The organism is Streptomyces vinaceus (genome assembly GCF_008704935.1).
In the GTDB taxonomy this organism is placed as follows: domain Bacteria; phylum Actinomycetota; class Actinomycetes; order Streptomycetales; family Streptomycetaceae; genus Streptomyces; species Streptomyces vinaceus.
The window spans coordinates 1,944,847-1,965,454 of sequence record NZ_CP023692.1; the positions used below are offsets into that span (position 1 = coordinate 1,944,847).

The 20,608-nt window shown below is 73.4% G+C and carries 15 protein-coding genes; 3 read left to right on the plus strand and 12 right to left on the minus strand.

Going from position 1 to position 20,608, the window contains the following annotated elements; genetic code table 11:
• Window positions 1-88: 88 nt before the first annotated feature.
• The gene (locus CP980_RS08450) at window positions 89-2,209 is read right to left on the minus strand and encodes a DNA gyrase/topoisomerase IV subunit B (protein ID WP_132759203.1); all 2,121 of its coding nucleotides are present in this window, start codon (window positions 2,207-2,209) and stop codon (window positions 89-91) included.
• A gap of 445 nt (window positions 2,210-2,654) precedes the next feature.
• Between CP980_RS08450 and CP980_RS08455 the strand changes: the two genes are divergently transcribed.
• Complete coding sequence (locus CP980_RS08455) at window positions 2,655-2,888, plus strand: DUF7455 domain-containing protein (protein ID WP_030154305.1); 234 nt, start codon at window positions 2,655-2,657, stop codon at window positions 2,886-2,888.
• 130 nt (window positions 2,889-3,018) lie between these two features.
• Here the strand turns inward: CP980_RS08455 and CP980_RS08460 are convergent, their stop codons facing one another.
• The 8 genes from CP980_RS08460 to CP980_RS08495 form a co-directional block, all read right to left on the minus strand.
• Window positions 3,019-3,999 (minus strand): serine protease, encoded by a 981-nt coding sequence (locus CP980_RS08460; protein WP_150527888.1) that lies wholly within the window; start codon window positions 3,997-3,999, stop codon window positions 3,019-3,021.
• Window positions 4,000-4,126: 127 nt separating this feature from the next.
• Window positions 4,127-5,701, minus strand: coding sequence for an RNA polymerase sigma factor (locus CP980_RS08465; protein WP_268257442.1), 1,575 nt, complete (start codon window positions 5,699-5,701; stop codon window positions 4,127-4,129).
• A 273-nt stretch (window positions 5,702-5,974) separates the two neighbouring features.
• A complete protein-coding gene (locus tag CP980_RS08470; RefSeq protein WP_280116472.1) occupies window positions 5,975-6,916 on the minus strand; it encodes a FadR/GntR family transcriptional regulator in 942 nt (313 codons plus the stop codon).
• Window positions 6,917-7,067: 151 nt separating this feature from the next.
• Window positions 7,068-8,843, minus strand: a complete 1,776-nt coding sequence (locus tag CP980_RS08475; RefSeq protein WP_150527889.1) for an ATP-binding cassette domain-containing protein — start codon at window positions 8,841-8,843, stop codon at window positions 7,068-7,070.
• 116 nt (window positions 8,844-8,959) lie between these two features.
• Window positions 8,960-9,706 carry an NUDIX hydrolase gene (locus tag CP980_RS08480; RefSeq protein ID WP_150527890.1) on the minus strand — a complete coding sequence of 249 codons (747 nt, stop codon included), beginning with the start codon at window positions 9,704-9,706 and terminating at the stop codon, window positions 8,960-8,962.
• A gap of 69 nt (window positions 9,707-9,775) precedes the next feature.
• On the minus strand, window positions 9,776-11,743 hold the full coding sequence (locus CP980_RS08485) for a glycogen debranching N-terminal domain-containing protein (protein ID WP_132759209.1): 1,968 nt from the start codon (window positions 11,741-11,743) through the stop codon (window positions 9,776-9,778).
• 245 nt (window positions 11,744-11,988) lie between these two features.
• A complete protein-coding gene (locus CP980_RS08490) occupies window positions 11,989-13,251 on the minus strand; it encodes a DUF4192 domain-containing protein (protein WP_150527891.1) in 1,263 nt (420 codons plus the stop codon).
• A gap of 206 nt (window positions 13,252-13,457) precedes the next feature.
• Window positions 13,458-15,617 (minus strand): RecQ family ATP-dependent DNA helicase, encoded by a 2,160-nt coding sequence (locus CP980_RS08495; protein ID WP_150527892.1) that lies wholly within the window; start codon window positions 15,615-15,617, stop codon window positions 13,458-13,460.
• A 367-nt stretch (window positions 15,618-15,984) separates the two neighbouring features.
• Here CP980_RS08495 and CP980_RS08500 point away from each other — a divergent pair, with 367 nt between their 5' ends.
• On the plus strand, window positions 15,985-16,617 hold the full coding sequence (locus tag CP980_RS08500) for a hypothetical protein (RefSeq protein ID WP_150527893.1): 633 nt from the start codon (window positions 15,985-15,987) through the stop codon (window positions 16,615-16,617).
• A gap of 157 nt (window positions 16,618-16,774) precedes the next feature.
• On the opposite strand, the gene CP980_RS08505 is transcribed toward CP980_RS08500, so the two are convergent.
• The 3 genes from CP980_RS08505 to CP980_RS08515 form a co-directional block, all read right to left on the minus strand.
• On the minus strand, window positions 16,775-17,428 hold the full coding sequence (locus CP980_RS08505; protein WP_132759213.1) for a hypothetical protein: 654 nt from the start codon (window positions 17,426-17,428) through the stop codon (window positions 16,775-16,777).
• Window positions 17,429-17,487: 59 nt separating this feature from the next.
• Entirely contained in the window at window positions 17,488-18,198 is a 711-nt protein-coding gene (locus CP980_RS08510) for a ribonuclease HII (protein ID WP_132759214.1), read from the minus strand.
• Window positions 18,199-18,267: 69 nt separating this feature from the next.
• On the minus strand, window positions 18,268-18,870 hold the full coding sequence (locus CP980_RS08515; protein WP_132759215.1) for a TetR/AcrR family transcriptional regulator: 603 nt from the start codon (window positions 18,868-18,870) through the stop codon (window positions 18,268-18,270).
• 141 nt (window positions 18,871-19,011) lie between these two features.
• Between CP980_RS08515 and CP980_RS08520 the strand changes: the two genes are divergently transcribed.
• Window positions 19,012-20,565 carry an MFS transporter gene (locus tag CP980_RS08520; RefSeq protein ID WP_167535811.1) on the plus strand — a complete coding sequence of 518 codons (1,554 nt, stop codon included), beginning with the start codon at window positions 19,012-19,014 and terminating at the stop codon, window positions 20,563-20,565.
• Window positions 20,566-20,608: the final 43 nt, after the last annotated feature.

Consider the following 20,608-nt stretch of genomic DNA (forward strand, 5'->3'; position numbering starts at 1 on the left):
GTTTTCCGGACTGGTGTCCCGGTGCTCTTCACTCCAACAGGTGATGGAGTGAAGAGCACCGGTGTGCCGTGGTGCCGGTGTGCGCCGGTCAGGCGTCGATGCGCGAACGGTCCAAGGTGGCCGCGGAGCTGGTGATGAACTCCTTGCGCGGCGCCACCTCGTTGCCCATCAGCAGGTCGAAGACCTGCTCGGCGGAGTCCAGGTCGCCGATGTTGATGCGGCGCAGCGTGCGGTGGCGGGGGTCCATGGTGGTCTCCGCCAGCTGGTCCGCGTCCATCTCGCCGAGACCCTTGTAGCGCTGGATCGAATCCTTGTACCGGACGTTCTTGCGCTGGAATTCGAGCAGGGTCTGGCGCAGCTCGTTGTCCGAATACGTGTAGACGTACTTGTCCTGGCCCTTCTTGGGCTGGACGAGCTCGATCCGGTGCAGCGGCGGGACCGCGGCGAACACCCGGCCCGCCTCGACCATCGGGCGCATGTACCGCTGGAAGAGCGTGAGCAGCAGGCAGCGGATGTGCGCGCCGTCGACATCGGCGTCGACGAGCAGGACGATCTTTCCGTAGCGCGCGGCGTCGATGTCGAAGGTCCGGCCCGAGCCGGCTCCTATGACCTGGATGATCGCACCGCATTCGGCGTTCTTGAGCATGTCCGAGACCGACGACTTCTGGACATTGAGGATCTTGCCTCGGATCGGCAGGAGCGCCTGGAATTCCGAGTTCCGTGCCAGCTTGGCCGTACCGAGGGCGGAGTCCCCCTCGACGATGAAGAGCTCGCTGCGCTCCACGTCGTCGCTGCGGCAGTCGGCCAGCTTCGCGGGCAGCGAGGAGGTCTCCAGCGCGGTCTTGCGGCGCTGCGCCTCCTTGTGCTGGCGGGCGGCGATCCGGGTGCGGGCGGCCGCGACGATCTTCTCCATCACGGCGCGGGCCTGCTGCTTGTCGTCACGCTTCGTGCTGGTCAGGAAGGCCTTGAGCTCCTTGGCGACCACGGCCGCGACGATGCGGGCGGCCGCCGAGGTGCCGAGCACCTCCTTGGTCTGGCCCTCGAACTGCGGCTCGGCCAGCCGGACGGTGACGACCGCCGTCATGCCCTCCATCGCGTCGTCCTTGACCACGTCGTCCTCGGCGACGCGCAGCAGCTTCGCCGAGCGCAGCACCTCGTTCACCGTCTTGGCGACCGAGCGCTCGAAGCCGGTGATGTGGGTGCCGCCCTTGGGCGTGGCGATGATGTTGACGAAGGACTTGACCTGCGTCTCGTACCCGGTGCCCCAGCGCAGGGCGATGTCGACGCCGAGCTCGCGGGTGACCTCGGTGGGGGTCATGTGGCCGCGGTCGTCGAGGACCGGGACGGTCTCCTTGAAGGTGCCCTGGCCGCTCAGGCGCAGCACGTCGCAGACGGCCTTGTCCTGGGCGAGATAGTCGCAGAACTCGCTGATGCCCCCGTCGAAGCGGAAGGTCTCCTCCGTCTTGCCGGCGCCGTCGATGGCGCGCTCGTCGCGGACGACGATGGTCAGGCCGGGGACGAGGAAGGCGGTCTGGCGGGCGCGCTGGTAGAGCGTCTCCAGGGAGAGCTTCGCGTCCTTGAGGAAGATCTGGCGGTCGGCCCAGTAGCGGATCCGGGTGCCGGTCTTGCCCTTGGCGGTGCGCTTGACCTTGCGCAGGCCGTTGGCGGGGTCGAACGGGCTCTCGGGGCCCTGCTCGGTGAACATGCCGGGGACGCCGCGGCGGAAGCTGATCGCGTGGGTGGAGCTGTTGCGGTCCACCTCCACGTCCAGACGGGCGGAGAGGGCGTTGACCACGGAGGCGCCTACGCCGTGCAGACCGCCGGAGGCGGCGTACGAGCCGCCGCCGAACTTGCCGCCCGCGTGCAGCTTGGTCATGACGACTTCGACGCCGGAGAGCCCCGTCTTGGGCTCGACGTCGACGGGGATGCCGCGGCCGTTGTCACGGACCTCGACCGAGGCGTCCTCGTGGAGGATCACCTCGATGTGGTCGCAGTAGCCGCCGAGGGCCTCGTCCACGGCGTTGTCGATGATCTCCCAGAGGCAGTGCATGAGCCCTCGGGAGTCGGTGGACCCGATATACATGCCGGGGCGCTTGCGGACGGCCTCAAGACCTTCGAGGACGAGCAGGTGCCGCGCGGTGTAGTTGGAGCCGTCCCGGTCTGCTCCGGTCAGCAGCGCGCTGGAAGGCACGGACGTGTCGGCGGTCACGCAGTTCGCTCCTCGCTGAATTTCTTTTTCTGGCCCTGGCGGGCACAGGGTGGCTCGGTTGCCCGTCGAAGGGTACCGAGGCCTGGTAGAGCCGATGCAACGCCACCCTCGTGCCTTCATCAGCCTAGTGCAGGACCGCACGGGTGTTCGATCCCCCGGCCGGGTGAAGCAAACATCACGTTCCCTTCCAGGCATGAACCATTTAGGGTTCGGGCACGTCCTCATGAACAACCGGCACTCAGCCGGGCAGGACGGAACTGCAACAAGCGAACGACTGACAACGCGAAACCGTAAAGCAACGCAATACGGCTCCTTCGCCGCCAACCGGCAGCAGCCGGCCAGCTTCGGAAGGAAGTTTCGAGGAAAAGCCGCGAGCGGGAACGTTTTCGGCCTGGTTGGATGTTGACCCTGGTACGACAGCTCGTCGAGCTAGAGAAGAGGCGACGTGACTACTGTTCTGACACCCGCGACCCCGCTGACGGCCGCTGACCGATGCGACCGTTGCGGCGCCCAGGCATATCTGCGCGTCGTCCTGCTGAGCGGCGGTGAACTGCTGTTCTGCGCCCACCACGGGCGTAAGTTCGAGCCGGAACTCAAGAAGATCGCCGCGGATATACAGGATGAGACCGAGCGGCTCACGTCCGCTCCGACGGCCAATGCCGACACCGAGGACCGCTGACACAGGCCTATACCTCGCATCCGACGAGCCAGGACCGGCCAGGCCGGTCGACGGGCGGCACCCCTGAGACCCAGGGGTGCCGCCCGTCCTCACGTTTCGGCGCCGCACGGCGACGCTCCGTCGGGCGCGGCTAGCGGCCCCCGGGCCGGAGCCCTCCGCCGGGCGCACCGGCGGAACCCCGGGCCTCCCCGGCCGCATGCCCCTGTACGGGCCGTGCTGCCGCTGCAGAGCCCCTTTGGCCACCCCACGCGATGTCGTGGCCGTCGCTTCGCCGCGGGGCCGTCTCCGAGGCCGTCACGAAGCCGGTGAACGGCGCGATCTTCGTGTACACCCCCGGACTGTCGGGGCGTCCGCACCCCCGCCCCCAGGACACGAGCCCGATGAGCTTGCCCTGGGCGACCAGCGGGCCCCCGCTGTCCCCCTGACAGGCGTCCCGCCCGCCGTCGCGGTGCCCCGCGCACACCATGGAGTCGGGCCGGTACTGCCCGTCGGCGTCGCCGGGGTAGGCCTGCCGGCAGACCTCGTCCGACAGCACCGTCACGCGCGCGGCGCGCAGCGCGTACGCGTAGTCGCCGAATCCGCTCGTATCGCCCCAGCCGTACACCGCCGCCTCGCCGCCCGCGGCGTAGCCGGGATGCCCCGCCCCGGCCATGGGGAGCACGTAGTGGGCGGGCACGGCCTCGGCCAGCTCCAGTACGGCCAGGTCCCCGGCATTGCTGCGGGCGTCGTACCCCGGGTTCACCCGGGCCGAGCGGACCGGGATCTCACGGCCCTCGGCCGCGCGCAGTTCGGTCCGCCCGGTGATCACCCGGAAATCGCGGACGGACTCGACGGGGCCGCCCAGCACCTGGCGGCCCAGGCAGTGCGCCGCGGTCAGCACCTTGGTCGGGCCCACGATGACGCCCCCGCAGAACTGGCCGCCGCGCGTACCCCCGAACCGGTCACGGCTGGCGAGGGCCACCACCCACGGGCTGTCGGCCGCCTTCACCGGCTTCCCGCCGATCACCACACTGTCCGCGGCTGCGTGCGGCGCCTGGGCCAGCGGCGCCGCGGCCGCCCCCGCCACCAGGGTCAGCGCGCCCGCCAGAGCACGGGAAATGGGACGACGCATGAGGCCTCCTGACTCTGAGTGTGCATGACTCCACCCAGAGTGGGACGCCAAGTGGCCGTGCGCACCCGCGCACGGCCACCTCCGTACGGCCCCGGCCCGGCCTTGCGCGGCCCGGCAGGTCCGGCTGTCAGTCCAGGTAGTCGCGCAGGACCTGGGAGCGGGACGGGTGACGCAGCTTCGACATCGTCTTGGACTCGATCTGACGGATCCGCTCGCGCGTGACGCCGTAGACCTTTCCGATCTCGTCGAGGGTCTTCGGCTGGCCGTCGGTGAGGCCGAAGCGCATCGAGACCACGCCGGCCTCGCGCTCGCTGAGGGTGTCGAGCACCGAGTGCAGCTGCTCCTGGAGGAGCGTGAAGCTGACGGCGTCGGCCGGGACGACCGCCTCGGAGTCCTCGATGAGGTCGCCGAACTCGCTGTCGCCGTCCTCACCGAGCGGGGTGTGCAGGGAGATGGGCTCGCGGCCGTACTTCTGGACCTCGATGACCTTCTCGGGGGTCATGTCGAGTTCCTTGGCCAGCTCCTCCGGGGTGGGCTCGCGGCCCAGGTCCTGGAGCATCTGGCGCTGGACGCGCGCCAGCTTGTTGATGACCTCGACCATGTGCACCGGAATGCGGATGGTGCGGGCCTGGTCGGCCATGGCGCGCGTGATCGCCTGGCGGATCCACCAGGTCGCGTACGTAGAGAACTTGTAGCCCTTGGTGTAGTCGAACTTCTCGACCGCACGGATCAGGCCCAGGTTGCCCTCCTGGATCAGGTCCAGGAAGAGCATGCCGCGGCCGGTGTAGCGCTTGGCCAGGGAGACCACGAGGCGGAGGTTGGCCTCCAGCAGGTGGTTCTTGGCGCGGCGGCCGTCCTCGGCGATGATCTCCAGCTCGCGCTTGAGCTTGGGCGCCAGCTTGTCGGAGTTGGCCAGCTTGTCCTCGGCGAACAGGCCCGCTTCGATGCGCTTGGCGAGCTCGACCTCCTGCTCGGCGTTGAGGAGGGGGACCTTGCCGATCTGCTTGAGGTAGTCCTTGACCGGGTCGGCGGTGGCGCCGGCCACGGCGACCTGCTGGGCCGGGGCGTCGTCCTCGTCGTCGGAGATGACGAAGCCCTTGCTCTCGCCGCCGTCCTCTTCCTCCTCGGCTTCCGCCTTGACCGCGCCGGGGCCCTCCTCGGGGGACTCCTCCTCGCCGGCCTCGTCGGCGTCCTTCTTGGCGGCGGTCTTCTTCGCGGCCGTCTTCTTCGCGGCCGTCTTCTTGGCGGGAGCCGCCTTCTTGGCCGCCGTCTTCTTCGCCGCGGTCTTCTTCGCGGCGGGCTCGGTTCCGGGCTCCTCCGCGGGAGCGTCCACGGGCTCCGGATCCACCGTTTCGGCCGCGGGTGCCGCGGCTGCGACGGTCCGCGCAGCCGTCGTCTTCGCCGCGACGGTCTTCGTGGCCGTCCGCTTGGCCGGGGTCTTCGCTGCGACGCTCTTGCGGGTGGTGCGCTTGGGCGACTCCGCGGCACTGACCATCAGCGTCACACCCTCTTCCTCGAGGATCTGGTTGAGGCTGCGCAGAACATTCTTCCACTGGGTCGCAGGAATCTGGTCAGCCTCGAAGGCCCGACGCACGTCATCGCCGGCGATCTGCCCCTCGGCCTTGCCCCGCTCGATGAGCGCCATCACAGACTCGGAATCGGCGATCTCCGGCGGGAGCGTACGGGATGTGCTGGCCGACACGAACAACCTCTCGGAACGATGGAAACGGCTTCCGACCCCGGCCGGATGGTGCTGGACCGGAGCCGACGACCACCGACTGGGGATGGGCCGGGGGCGCGGGCAGGGGCCGGGGAGCTGCACAGCACCCGCAAGGGCTGCTGTCTTCCCTCCGTCGGCCATCACCTCTCTAGGTCATCGCTCGACCTCGCGGAGTGTTACGCCCAATCTTCGTGGCCCGAGTCACACCCCGGCCGCCCGACCGCCCCGGCGCCCGCCCCGCCGCCCGTCCGCGCGTCAGTGCTCGCGCGGGGCGGGGACCACGCGCTCGACCTCCGGGTGCACCGTCAGCAGCTGGCGCATGGCGTTCTCGGCACCCGTCGCGTCGCCGGCGGCGAGGGCCTCGACGATGCGGGCGTGGTGCGCGACGCAGGTCTCGCTCGGACGGTCGCAGGCGGTGATGGGGCTGCCGGAGACCTGGAGCGCGGAGGAGACGATGCCCGAGAGGTGCTCCAGCATGCGGTTGCTCGCGACCTGGATGAGCAGGGCGTGGAACTCGTTGTCGGCGCGCGCGAAGGTGATCGCGTCGCCCTGGCCGAGGGCGTGGCCCATGATCTCGACCATGTCGGCGAGGCGCTGCTGGATGTCCGGGCGCCCGTGGCCGGCCGCGAGGCGGGCGGCGAGGGGCTCGATGGTCCAGCGGAGCTCGTTGAGCTCGCGGCGCTGGTCGTCGCGCTGGGGGCCGAAGGCGCGCCACTCGATGATGTCGGGGTCGAGGAGGTTCCAGTCGGCGACCGGCCGGACGCGGGTGCCGACGTTGGGGCGGGCGCTGACGAGGCCCTTGGCCTCCAGCACGCGCAGCGATTCGCGGACCACCGTGCGGGAGACCTCGAAGCGCTGGCCGATCTCCTCGGGGACCAGGGGACGGTCTGCGCCGAGGTCGCCGGAGACGATCATCTGGCCGAGCTGCTGGACGAGTTGGCCGTGCAGTCCGCGGCCGCGGCTGCCTGCCGCGCGGCGGCCGACCCGGCTCAACTCGACGTCGGCGCCGTCCCAGTGGGGCGCTGCGACGCGGTCGGTCCCGGAGGCCTCCGCGTAGGGGTAGCGGTCGAGTTCGCCCGGGCCGGCGAGGCCGGAGTCGGCATGGCGGGCGGCGGTCATCATGGTGTGCGCAAGGGTACTCACGAATCCTTTGTCGGCCGTGCCCGGATGACCCTTGAGGTCTTTGGTGAAAAGCACACGAAAGGGTGATCGGTGCCACCTACGCAATTGACGACTTATCGTAAAGAACCGGGCTCTTTGCGGGGAGTTGCGGTCCGGTTCAGGTGATGCGAACGGGACCGGTCCCCTTCGGACCTTCTGCGGCACCGCAACGATCACCAACGGTCCTTTACCAACGGACGCGGCTGCGCAGTCCTGTGAACCCATAGGCGCACAACAGGACCATCAGCGACAACAGCAGAGCCGTCCCGACGGGTTGGGCCATCACCCGCAGGGCGCCCAGGACCAGGCGGTCCGCCTCCGGGGGCCACTGCGCCCAGGCCAGCCCGCGCAGCCGGGCCGCGAGCCCGTTCGCCGCGTACGCGGAGGGCCCGTCCAGCGCCTTGCGTACGAGCGGTACGACGATGACCGGTACGGCGAGCACGGCGGCCAGGCCCGCGACCGCCGACCGGAAGACGCCGGAGGCCAGCACGCCGGCCCAGGCGCAGCCGACGAGCAGCCCGGCCCAACTCGCGGCCGGGGCGAGCCACTCCCCGGGGGCGCGCAGCGGGCCGCGGTCGAAGACGAGCTTCAGCGCGGCGGCGTCGGCGGTGACCGCGAGGGCGCCGAAGGTCAGGGCGAGGGCGGCGCTGACCGCCAGTTTGGCGGCGAGCAGGCCCAGGCGGCGCGGCACGGTGCCCCGGTCGGCGGCGAGCGCGGGGTAGCGGTACTCCTCGCCGAAGGCGAGGGCGCCCAGCAGTCCGGCGCCGAGGGCGGCGGGGGGCAGGGGCAGCACCTGCGGCCAGGCGGCGAGCAGCCGGTTCTGCGCGGTGCCGCCGGCCCGGGCCAGGACCAGGGCGGTGACGGCGGAGAGGACGACGACGACGGCCGCGACGAGCAGCGGCGTGGCGGTACCGAAGACCCGGCACAGCTCGTAGCGCAGCGGCCGCAGCGGTCCGCCCACCCGGCGCACGGTGGAGGCCGGCCGCATGCTGCGGGCCGCGGCGGTGGCGGCGATCGCGTGCGCCCGGGCGGCGGTGGCCGCGCCCGGCTCGGTGCGCGCCTGCGGCACCGGCGGTGCGGGCGGGGGCGCGCCGGCGTCCCCGGTCTCGTCGGCGAGTTGGTGGACCAGCACACCGTGCCGGAACGCCGCCTCCCCCACCTCCGCGCAGCTGCTGCCGTACACCGACAGCCGGCTGCCGCTCTCCTCGACGACCTCCACCGCGCGCTGGGCGGCCCGGGCCTCCCGGCCGAGTACGTCGGCCAGCCGGGCCGCGTACGGGCTGCGTACGGCGACCCGCGGGCGCAGCCGGGTCCGGGCGAACTCGGCTGCGTCCTGGTCGGCGACGAGCCGGCCCGCCTCGATGGTGACGACCCGGTCCGCGCTGCGGGCGGCCTCCTTGGCATCGGCGGTGGTGAAGAGGACCGCGCCGCCGAGGGAGGCGTGCTCGCGCAGGAGCCCGTGGAGCCAGCCGCGTTCACGGGCCGGGAGTCCGGCGGCGGGCTCGTCGAGGAGCAGCGTGCACGGGTCGGCGAGCAGGGCGGCGGCCAGCGCGACCCGGCGCTCCATGCCGAGCGAGAGCGAGCCCAGCCGCTGGTCGCGCAGGCCGGCGATGCCGACGACCTGCATCATGGTGTCGGCCCGGGAGGCCGGCACCCCGGCGGCGGCGCACAGCATCCGCAGCTGGCTCAGGACGGTCCGCGCCGGATTGCCGGGCACGTCGCCGAGCAGCACCCCGACCTCACGGCCGGGATACGGGATCCGGTGCAGCGGCCGGCCGCGGAAGTAGGTGACGCCGCGGCCCGGTTCGAGTTCGAGCATGAGCCGCAGTGCGGTGGTCTTGCCCGATCCCGGCTCACCGAGGAGGGCGGTCACGGTTCCCGGGCGGGCCTCAAGGGTGAGGTCGTCCACCAGGGGTGGGAGGTCTCGACGGGGTGTGCTGGTGAGTCCGATGGCCTGGAGCATCGCTTCTCTCGCGGGGGGTGAGACCGCTCTGCGGCAATGTGAGTACCGCAAGCAAGATAACGCGATATGTCCGATTTTCTGGGTAGCCGGGGCGCGCTCGCGTCCGTGTCGACGCGTCAGACTTCGGGCCGCAGCATCGGAGGGTTGAGCAGCGTCGCCCCGCCGGCCCGGAACAGCTGGGCGGGCCTGCCGCCCTGACGGGTCGTCGTCCCCCCGGCCGGCACCAGGAACCCGGGGGTCCCGGTGACCTTGCGGTGGAAGTTGCGCGGGTCGAGGGCCACGCCCCATACGGCCTCGTAGACCCGGCGCAGCTCGCCGACGGTGAACGCGGGCGGGCAGAAGGCCGTGGCCAGCGAGGAGTATTCGATCTTGGAGCGGGCCCGCTCCACCCCGTCGGCGAGGATCCGGGCGTGGTCGAAGGCGAGCCCCGAGGCCGCCTGGTCCGAGGCGGCCAGCAGTTCGTCGACGGGGGCCCAGCGCGCGCTGTTGGCGTCGCCGCCCGCCCGGGGCGCGGGCAGGTCCGGAGCCAGGACCAGATGCGCGACGCTGACGACGCGCATGCGCGGATCGCGCTTCGGGTCCCCGTACGTGGCCAGCTGTTCGAGGTGGGCGCCGTTGTCCGCGCCGGGGTCGGCCGGGTCATGGGCGCACAGGCCGGTTTCCTCGGAGAGCTCGCGGGCCGCGGCCGCGGCCAGGTCCTCGTCCCCTCGGACGAAGCCTCCGGGCAGGGCCCAGCGTCCCTGGAACGGCTGCTCACCCCGCCGGACGACGAGCGCGCAGAGCGCGTGACGTCGCACGGTGAGCACGACCAGGTCGACAGTGACAGCGAAGGGCGGATAGGCCGACGGGTCGTAGGGCGACATGCCGCGATCATAGTCGTCTGCCTGACGATAAACAGAGCTTTGGTGAGCACGGAGGCGGCGACCGCCCGGCTACCCGCCCAGTTGCAGCGCATCGGCCGCCTCCTCCACCATGCCGAGGCCGAGCCGGCTGACGCGGACGGCGAACGGTTCCCCCGAGACCCGCAGGTCACAGAAGCGCAGGGCGCCGAGCGGGGCACCGGGCAGCGGGACGACGGCGACCGTGCCCGCGGGGGCGTCGGGACGCAGCCCCGCGAGGGCGGTCAGCGCGTGCACCCCGGCGGCGGCGGCCACCGCGGCGGGGCGGCAGGCCGCCGGATGCGGGAGCGGGGCGCTGCCGGCTGTGCGCTGCTCGGCGGCGTACATCTCCGGCAGCCGGTACCCGAAGCTCTCCGCGGCGTCCAGCAGACCCCGCAGCACCCCTGCGGCCTCCTTCTCGAAGCCGGCCTGGGCGAGGCCGGCGACCGCCACGGCGCTCTCGTGCGCCCGCACCGCTCCGGAGCGGTGGCCGAAGGGGTTGTGGCCCGGCTCCCGGGAGGCCATGCTCCGCAGCCCCCAGCCGGAATCCATGGCGGGGGCGCCGAGGAGGCGGGCGAGCTGCTCGCTGCGGACCCGGTCCAGCAGCCCGGGGGCGAGCAGGCCGCCACCGAGCAGGCCGGTGTCGAGGAGGTGGGCGGCGGCCCCCGTCAGCCGGGGCAGCGGCCGCCCGTCGGGGTGCAGTGCTGCGGCGGGCCGGCCGCCGTCCGGTCCGTCGATCCAGAACCCGTCCCGGAAGCGCTTGCGCAGTGCGGCCGCCCACTCCCGCCATTCGTCGGCGCCGGGCCGCCCGCACGCGGCGAGCAGGTCGGCCCCGAGCAGCGCGGCCCGGTGGGCGTGGGCCTGGGTCTCGCAGCGGCGCGGCCCTGGGTCGGGATCGGCCAGGAAGCCGTCCGCCCCGAGGGCGCCGCGCATCCAGTCCAGGCACCGCTCGGCCGCCGGGAGGAGCCGGGCCACCTCCTGCTCGGGCATCCCCCAGCGCCGGGCCTCGGCGAGCACCGCCGGGAAGGCGAGGGTCGCCTCCGTGCCGGTGCACCCGGGCGGCAGCTGCGGCCCCGCCCCGCGCAGCGGCCCGGGGATCTTCCCGGCGTCCGGCTCCCGCCCGCCGGTCTGGGTCCGGGCCAGGGTGCGCAGCGTGGCCGCCGCGAGCCCGGTCCCGAGCGGGAGCGCCATCCTGGCCGCCCAGAGGGACTCGGCCGGAGCCAGCCCGAGCCGCCACGGCACTCCGGCGGCGAGGAAGGCGTCGCCGGGCTCCTGCGGATCCCGCATCAGCAGGGCTCCCAGGTCCTCGACGCTGCGGCGGAACCAGGCCCCGACCCGCGGGTCGTCCCCCTCGGCCCGGGCGGCGGCCAGCGGATTGGCCACCTGCCCGGCCGGGGCGCGGGAAACGCGGTCCCGCGTGGTCCGCAGCTCGATGGTGCGCGATTCGCCCGGTCCCAGGTCGAGCTGCCAGCGCAGCAGCCCCGCCGAGGCGAGCGCGTCGTCGGGGGCCGGGTCTGCGGCGGTGACCGCCTGGGCCTCCCCGCTGCTCCAGCGCAGCCCGGCGGCGTGCACCCCGGCGGGCAGTTCGGGCCCGGCCCGGCCGGCGGCCACCGCGGCCAGCTCGGCCAAGTCGGTGCCGAGCAGCAGCTCCACGGGCAGGCGCAGGGGCCGGGCGGTGAAACTGCGCACGGTGATCCGCTCGGTGCCGTCCGCGTGCCGGATCCGCTCCACGCCGATGTCGGGATCGGGCCCGGCCTCCGCCCCGGTGCGGACGGTCGCGGTGAAGGAGGCCCGGTCGGAGCCGAGGCTGCGCCCCTGGACGGCGACCGGATCCCGCCCTCCGACGCGGAGCACGCAGCGGGAGAGCAGCCGGCGCCCGGAGCGGTAGATCCCGTCGATCCCCCGCCCGGTCAGCTGGCCGTGCTCCGGCGAAATGACCAGGCAGGGCGCGGCGACGCAGATGACGGCCCCGTGCACGGGCGGCAACTCGGTCCTGCGGGCGGGCGGTACGGAGTGGGCCATGGGTCGCCTTGTCTGGGCTGTCTGCGCTCCGGCCTGTTTCGCTGGGCGGCGGCGCGGCCGGGCCCGCGCCGCCCTCCAGCTGAACGCCCCCGCCCCCGCCCGGGTCACGGGCCCCGGTGGCGGCTGCGCCCGTACTGGGCCGTGCCGGTGACGGAGCCTGCGCCTCAGGGCGGTCGCGGCGGTGCCCAGGATCCGCCGTGCGGAGCTCCCCGCGCCGCGACCCGCGCCCGGGCCCCGGTCCGGGCTCACTGGTCGCTCCCGGCGGTACGGCGGGGCTCCCGGCGGGGCTGCGCCTCCCGGCGGCCCGGAGGGCGGGTCGTGGCCGCCGCGCGCTTGCGCCGGGGTTCCCGGCGCCGCCGCTCCTCCCGCAGGCAGGCCCGCAGCCCCTCGGGGTCGATGCCCTCGTTGCAGGCGTGGTGGAGCAGCTGGGCGAAGCGGTAGTCGGCATCGGCCCGCAGGGCCAGCCCGAGGGCGATCCGGGCCGTCGGCTCGTCCCCGGCGGACCACGACACCCAGCCGGCGAGGGTGAGCGGGGCCGCCGCGTGCTCTCCGTAGGCCCCGACGCAGCGACGGGCCAGCGCCCGCCACAGCCGCAGGGCGGGGGCCGCCTCCTCGCCCTCCATCCACTCGGCGGCGACGTCCCGGATCTCGCGGTCCTGGAGGCCGAGGATCACGGTGGCGGCCTCGTCGTGCCCGAGCAGCGCGTCGTCCCACTCGTCGGCTCCCGGTCCGCCCTCGACGGGCGGAGCGAGGGTCATCCGCCGCATCAGGGTCCGGGCCAGGGTGACCGTCTCGGCGCCGACCTCCTCCCGGGTGGACCCGTCGAGGATCTTCGGCACGAGGGCGGCGGCGGCCCGGTCCAGAGCCCGTTCCATCTCGGCCGCCGCACCACCGCGCAGCGGTGTCATCCGGCCCTCGATCTCCCGGAGTGACCCCCGGACCTGGAGTCCGGCGAAGGTGGCCGTCGCGGCCATCACCGAGGTGCCGGTCGCGGCCAGCGGGCTGCCCTCGGCGGGGCAGCACCGCTCGTCGGGGCAGCAGTAGGACCAGTACCGGCCGCCTGAGATGCACAGCGCCTCCATCACCGGCACGTCGAGCGCCCCGCACGCCAGCCGGATGCGCTGGGCCAGCGGCCGCAGCCGGGTCATCACCCGCTGGCCGCTCTCGCCCTGTGCCGGGTCCTGGCAGAGGAAGACGACGATGCCGTCGGGCTTGGCATCGCGCCGCTCGCTGCCCCGCACCAGGCAGTCGGCGACCTGCCGGGCGGTGTCCTCCCACTCCGCCTGCGCCGCGGGGATGCCGACGCGCAGCCGGCCGCCGAAGCGCCCGCCCTCGCCGTGCACGGTGACCATGACGAGGGAGTCGGTCGGGTGGAAGCCGAGCATGTAGGGCAGTGCGTCGGCCAGTTCGGCCGGGCTGCGCAGGGTGATCCGGGGGTCGAGGGCGGGTCCGGACGGGCTGATGGCGGGCCGGTCGGACGGGATGCGTGATTCGCGGTCGTTCGTCATGCCCCGACGGTCCCGCAGGCGATCAGATCCCGAAAGCCCTGTGGATAACTCTTGATCGTTCAACATCCACAGGCCCGGGAACGCCCCTTGACATGGTGTCAGGGCATCAGATCGGGGCGGCAGTTCGCCGGACGCCGGCGCCCTGCGCCGCCGGACGCCGGCGGCGCAGGGCGCCCGCGTACAGGACTCCGCGCCTCCCGGTGGGCTCAGCCGGCCGTCGCCAGGATCAGCGGGAGGACCTGTCCGGCGCCCGCCTGCCGGATCAGGCGGGCGGCGACCGCCAGGGTCCAGCCGGAGTCGGAGTAGTCGTCCACGAGGAGGACGGGGCCCGGCGACTGCGCCAGGGCGGCGGCCAGTTCCCCGGAGACGGCGAAGGCCCCGGACAGGGCCCGCAGGCGCTGGGCGGAGTTGCTGCGGCGCACCGCGTGCGCCCCGCCCGGCCCGGTGTACGTCAGGGTGCCCAGGTACGGGAGGCGGCCGATGCGCGCGATCCCCTCCGCGAGGGAACCCACGAGCTGCGGGCGGGACAGGGAGGGCACGGCGACGACGCCCACGGGCCGGGCGGAGGCGTCCGGGACACCGGGGGCCCAGCCGCCCGGCGAGCGCGCCCAGTCGGCGAGGACGGCCACCGCCGCGTTCAGCACGTCGTCGGGGACCGGCCCGTCGGGGGCGTTCTCGGCGAGCAGCGGACGCAGCCGGTTGCCCCAGCCGATGTCCGAGAGCCGGCCCAGCGCCCGGCCGGTGGAGCACTGCTCCCCGGCCGGGATGCGTCCCTTGAGGCTGACGCCCAGGGCGGCCATGCCGGTGGGCCACATCCGGCGGGGCTCCACCTCGACCCCCGGGCGCTCCAGTTCCTTCGCCGCGCCGGTCAGGGTCTCCGCCGACACGGAGGAATCGGCCCAGGCACCCGCGCAGTTGTCGCACCGGCCGCACGGGGCGGCGCCCTCGTCGTCCAGCTGGCGGCGCAGGAACTCCATCCGGCACCCGGAGGTGCTCACGTAGTCCCGCATGGCCTGCTGCTCGGCGGCGCGCTGGCGGGCGACCCAGGCGTACCGCTCGGAGTCGTACGTCCACTCCCTCCCGGTGGAGCTCCAGCCGCCCTTGACCCGCTTGACGGCCCCGTCGACGTCGAGCACCTTGAGCATGGTCTCCAGCCGGGTGCGCCGCAGCTCCACCGCCGCTTCCAGCGCGGGGACGGACAGCGGCCGCCCGGCGTCGGCGAGGGCCGCCAGGGTCTGCCGTACCTGGGCCTCGGGCGGGAAGGCGGTGTCGGCGAAGTACCGCCAGATGGCCTCGTCCTCCTTGCCCGGCAGCAGCAGCACCTCGGCGTGCTCGACCCCGCGCCCGGCGCGGCCGACCTGCTGGTAGTAGGCGATCGGCGAGGACGGCGAGCCGAGGTGGATCACGAAGCCCAGGTCGGGCTTGTCGAAGCCCATGCCCAGCGCCGAGGTGGCGACGAGCGCCTTGACCCGGTTGGCCTGGAGGTCGTCCTCGGCCTGCAGCCGGTCGGCGTTCTCCGTCTTGCCCGTGTACGAGGCCACCGGGAAGCCGCGCTGGCGCAGGAACGCGGCGGCCTCCTCGGCCGCGGCCACCGTCAGCGTGTAGATGATCCCCGAGCCGGGCAGCTCGTCCAGGTGCTCGGCGAGCCAGGCCAGCCGGTGCGCCGCGTCCGGCAGCTCGACCACGCCCAGGCGCAGGCTCTCCCGGTCGAGCGGGCCGCGCAGCACCAGGGCCTCGCCGGCCCCCGTGCCCAGCTGCTCCGCCACGTCCGCGGTGACGCGGGCGTTGGCGGTCGCGGTGGTGGCCAGGACCGGGACGCCGGGGGCGAGCTCGGCGAGCATGGCCCGCAGCCGGCGGTAGTCGGGACGGAAGTCGTGGCCCCAGTCGGAGATGCAGTGGGCCTCGTCGACCACGAGCAGACCGGTCGTCGCCGCCAGCTTGGGCAGCACCTGCTCGCGGAAGTCCACGGAATTGAGGCGTTCGGGGCTGACGAGGAGCACGTCGGTCTCGCCGCGCTCGACCTCCCCGTAGATGGCGTCCCACTCCTCCGGGTTGGCCGAGTTGATGGTGCGCGCCTGGATGCCGGCCCGCGCCGCCGCCTCCACCTGGTTGCGCATCAGGGCCAGCAGCGGCGAGATGATCACCGTGGGGCCGGAGCCGCGCCGGCGCAGCAGCGCGGTGGCGACGAAGTACACCGCCGACTTGCCCCAGCCGGTGCGCTGTACCACCAGGGCCCGTCGGCGCTCCTCCACCAGGGCGGCCACGGCCTGCCACTGGTCCTCCCGCAGCCGCGCCCCGCTCCCGGGCGCGCCGACGAGCTCAGCGAGGATGGCATCGGCTTCGGTGCGGAGCTCCAGGTTGTCCATGCCCCCATGCAACCGGATGGCACGGACAATCGGCCAATTCACCCAGGGTGAGAAGATCGTCGCGGACCGTCCACGGGTCGGACACCCGCTCCACCGGGCCTCCACCCTGCCCCGAAGGGCTGTTTCCGCTGGTACGGGCGGTTCGGTCATGGTCGGATGAGTCATCTCCGGCGTGACGGGGCAAGGATATGAACGGCATACCGGCGAATTCCGGTCGGCGGCGCCAATTGCTCGTTGCCGCATGCTCACGGGCCACGCGAGAATTGGGCTGCCCCCGCTCGGCTCGACGGCGCTCTTCCGGGCCTCGCCGCGGCGCGCCCGCACGACAGCTGTGCCCGTCCGCGGGCGTGTACCCGAAGGGAGGACCGTGGCCTTCGGATTCGCCCCGCCTTCGACGTCGTCACTGACCACGGCGGCCGGCGTCGCCAGCCGGCACGGCAGACTGCTGGAACCCGCCGAATGGTCGGCGGCGGGCGTCCCCCTGCTGCGCAATCCGCGCGAGGTCGTCAGCGGACTGCACTCCCGGCACGCCCCGGTGCCCTCGACCGCGATGATCGCCGTGCTCGGTCCCGAGGAGCGGCTCGTCGCGAGCGCCTCCTTCGCGCAGCGCTCGGCCTCGGCCGACGGCTGGGAGTACCGCAACGCCCTGCTCGCCGCGCTGCGCCGGGTCATCCCGCACGACCTGCGGCGCCGGAGCCCGGTGCGGACCGCGGTGCTGCTGTACTGCCGCGAGGGCGACGAGCGGTGGACCGAGGAGGACGGTGCCTGGATGTGGGGGCTGCGCGACGCCTGCACCCTGCACGGGCTGCGCTGCGGCGCGTACATCACGCTGACCCGCGGCGGCTGGCAGGTGCTGGGCGAGGGCCGGGGCGGCCGGCATCCCGGCTCCGGCTCGCGGCCCGAGCGCCTCGGCGACGCCGTGGCCGAATTCCCCGCCGTGGCCCTGCGCACCGGCGGCGGCGCGGGCGAGGTCCTGCGGCGCCGTACCGCCGCGCGCTGAGCGGTCGCCGTACGCGGGCACCCGCCGTACGCCCGTCCGTACGCGGGCAGCCCTCGCGGCCGTACACCCTGGATCGGGCGTACGGCTGGTCAGGCCTCGGGCTTCAGCGGGGCCGGTCCGGCCGGCCCCGCCCCTTGCCCGTGCCGGACACGGGGCGTCAGACGCCCGTGCCCAGCACGGAGTTGATCTGCTGCGGGTCGCCGCACACGATCAGCAGCGTGCCGGCCCGCGCGAGCGCGGCCGGCAGGGCGGCGGCGGTGGCCCCGGCGGGTCCGCCGTTGGCCGCGAAGACCACGACGGGACGGCCCGCGGCGCGCTCGGCCTGCGCCGCGTCCGCGTAGAAGACGTCGTCCCCGGCGTCGTGCTGGGCCCAGTACGCGGCCTCGCCGAAGGACAGCTCGTGCGCGGCCCACGGGTGCGGGTCGCCGGTGGTGAGGACCAGGATGTCGCCGGGCGCGCGCCCGGTGTCGAGCAGCAGGTCGACGGCCTCTTCGGCCGCGTCCAGCGCACCCTCGGCGGAGGCCGGGATCAGCTGGATCTGGGGCACGGCCGCGGAGACGGACGGTGCGGTGGGGGTTGCGGGTCCGGACGTGGCCTGCGGCGCTCGCTGCGCGGGCGGTGCGGGCCTGGGAGCCCCGCCCGTACGGCTCGCCGCCGCGGGGGAGGGACCGGGGCGCCCGGGCCGCGGAACGGCGGCGGGACGCGGACCAGGTACGGGGCGGGGGGTCTGCGCGGTGCGGCTCGCGGCCGGCGTGACGCGGGGACCCTGGGCACTCTCGTGAATCTGAGGCTCCTCGGGGGTGAGAGGCATGAGTTGATGTCTATCAAACACCGGTACGAAACGTACCGGTGGGTGGCACGTGGGTGCGATCAGAAATCGAAGCCGAGTTGGCCTCCGTTTTCCAGTTCCGTCGCTTCCTCGCTGCGCCGCACCTTCTTGAGGTGCCGCCACCGGGGCAGCCCGTCGAGGTACGACCACGAGAGCCGGTGGTACGGGGTGGGACCCAGCTCCTCCAGCGCGGCCCGGTGCACCGGCGAGGGATATCCGGCGTTGTCGGCGAAGGCGAACTCCGCGCATCCGCCGCCGTGTTGGCCGAGCTCGGCCATCATCCGGTCGCGTCTGACCTTGGCGATGACCGAGGCCGCGGCGACGGCGACGCAGGACTGGTCGCCCTTGATCACCGTACGGACCCGCCAGGGTGCGCCGAGGTAGTCGTGCTTGCCGTCGAGGATCACCGCGTCGGGCCGCACGGGCAGCGCCTCCAGGGCGCGCTCCGCGGCGAGCCGCAGGGCGGCCGTCATCCCGAGCGCGTCGATCTCCTCCGGGGAGGCGTGCCCCAGGGCGTACGCGGTGACCCAGTCCTCCAGGACGCCGAGGAGCGCGTCGCGTCGTTTCTGGGTGAGCAGTTTGGAGTCGGTGAGACCGGCGGGCGGCCGGCGCAGACCGGTGATCGCCGCGCACACGGTGACGGGACCGGCCCAGGCCCCTCGTCCGACCTCGTCGACCCCGGCGATGACCTTGGCGCCGGTGGTTGCACGGAGGGAGCGTTCGACGGTGTGGGTGGGTGCTTCGTACGGCATGGCGCCAGCAAGGGTACGCCGCCCCGCGCCGCCTGCACACCCCGCCCCGGGTGGAGTCCGTACGGCGTCTCACGCCCTGAGCAGCGGTACCATCACCTGATCGATCATTTCCGTGATGTCCGCATCCGTCCATTCGCTCCCGCACACCTTCGCGCGGTACATCATCATGGCCGGAATGACGTCGACGACGAACGGACCCGCCGCGTCCGCTCGTACGTCGCCCCGCTCGATCCCGCGCTGGACAAGCTCCCTGATCAGGCGATGGGCGGGTTCGTGGAGCCCGGCGCGGACCACGTCGTGGAACCGGCCCGCATGCGCGTGGTCGCATTCGTGAAGGACCGCTCGCAGCGCCTGACCGGCGCGCGACTCCATCACGTCACGCATCCGCACACACAACCGGAGGAAGTCGCCCCGGACCGATCCGCAGTCGGGGATCTCGCCGATCGGCGGCAGCCCGGCCCGCAGCACCTCGGCCACCAGGTCGGCCTTCGACGGCCAGCGCCGGTAGACGGCCGCCTTGCCGGTGTGCGCGCAGGCCGCGACACCCTCCATGGTGAGCCCGCTCCAGCCGACGGTGCTCAGCTGCTCCAACGCCGCGTCGAGGATCGCCCGTTCGAGTTCCGGACCGCGCCTGCGGCCCGGTGCCGTCACTGACCAGCGCGAACCCGCCATCGCCTCTGCCTTCCGCCGATCCGCGCGCCCCTCGTACGCATTTCCAGCCTTAGTGAACGGTTGCGTTCACTAACCGGGGACTCCTACCGTGGGGCCGCAGTGAACGGCTGCGTTCACTCTTTCACTATGGGGGGATCCTCGGTGAAAAGTTCTCCACTCGCCACACCCCGGATACCGGGCGCGGCCCGCCGGGAGGGGCGGCCCGGCGTGGCCCTCACGGTCATCGCCGCCTGCCAGCTGATGGTCGTGCTCGACGCGACGATCGTGAACATCGCTCTCCCGCACATCCAGACCGCCCTGTCCTTCTCCACGACCGACCTGTCCTGGGTGATCAGCGCGTACACCCTGGCCTTCGGCGGGCTCCTGCTGCTCGGCGGACGGGCCGGGGACATCCTCGGCCGGCGCCGCGTGTTCCTCACCGGCATCCTGCTCTTCACCCTGGCCTCCCTGCTCGGCGGCTTCGCCCAGGAGCCCTGGCAGCTGCTGGCCGCCCGCGCCCTCCAGGGGGTCGGCGGCGCGATCGCCTCGCCGACCTCGCTGGCCCTGATCACCACGACGTTCGCCGAAGGCCCCGAGCGCAACCGCGCGTTCGGCGTGTTCGCCGCCGTCTCGGCGGGCGGCGGCGCGATCGGCCTCCTGGCCGGCGGCATGCTGACCGAGTGGCTCGACTGGCGCTGGGTGCTCTTCGTCAACGTGCCGATCGGTCTGCTGATCGCCGTGCTCGCGCCGCTCTACATCACCGAGTCCGAGCGCCACCCGGGCCGCTTCGACATCGCGGGGGCCCTCACCTCCACCGGCGGCATGGCCTCGCTGGTCTACGGGTTCATCCGCGCCTCCGAGGACGGCTGGCGCGACGGCGGCACCCTCGCCTCCTTCGCCGCGGCCGCCGTGCTCCTCGCCCTCTTCGTGGGCATCGAGTCGCGGGCCGACGAGCCGATCATCCCGCTGCGGATGTTCGCCGACCGCAACCGCGCCGGCACCTACCTGATCATGCTCGGACTCGCCGCCGCGATGTTCGGGATGTTCTTCTTCATCGTCCAGTTCGTGCAGAACGTACTGGGCTTCTCCCCCATCCGGTCCGGGCTCGGCTTCCTGCCCGTGACCGTCGCCATCGTCACCGCGGCCGGGCTCTCGCAGCGCTTCCTGCCGCGCCTGGGCCCCAAGCCGTTCATGGTCACCGGATCCGCCCTCACCGGGATCGGCCTCACCTGGCTGACCTTCATCCGCACCGACAGCTCGTACGTCTCCGGCATCCTCGGGCCGATGCTGCTCTTCGGCTTCGGCATGGGCCTGAACTTCGTGACCCTCACGCTGACCGCCGTCTCCGGGGTGGCCCAGAAGGAGGCGGGCGCGGCCTCCGGACTGCTCAACGCCAGCCAGCAGGTCGGCGGTTCGCTCGGCCTGTCGATCCTGGTGACCGTCTTCGGCACGGCGAGCCGGAACGAGGGCACGAAGCAGGTGCCGGACTTCGTGGCCCACGCGGACCCCGATCAGTTGGCCGCCTTCAAGGAGACCGGGCGCCTGCCCGACCCCTGGGGGGACCTCGTCCTCACCCAGGGCATCTCCACCGCCTTCATCGCGGCCGTCGCCATGGCCGGGCTCGCGCTGGCCACCGCGCTGCTCGTGATCCGGGTGCGCAAGAGCGACTTGGAGGCCCTGAGCGGCGTCGCCGCGGAGGCCGGTCCGGCGGCCTGAGCCCGGCGGCGCGGCGTACGGGGGCCGGGCCCGGGTCCCCGTA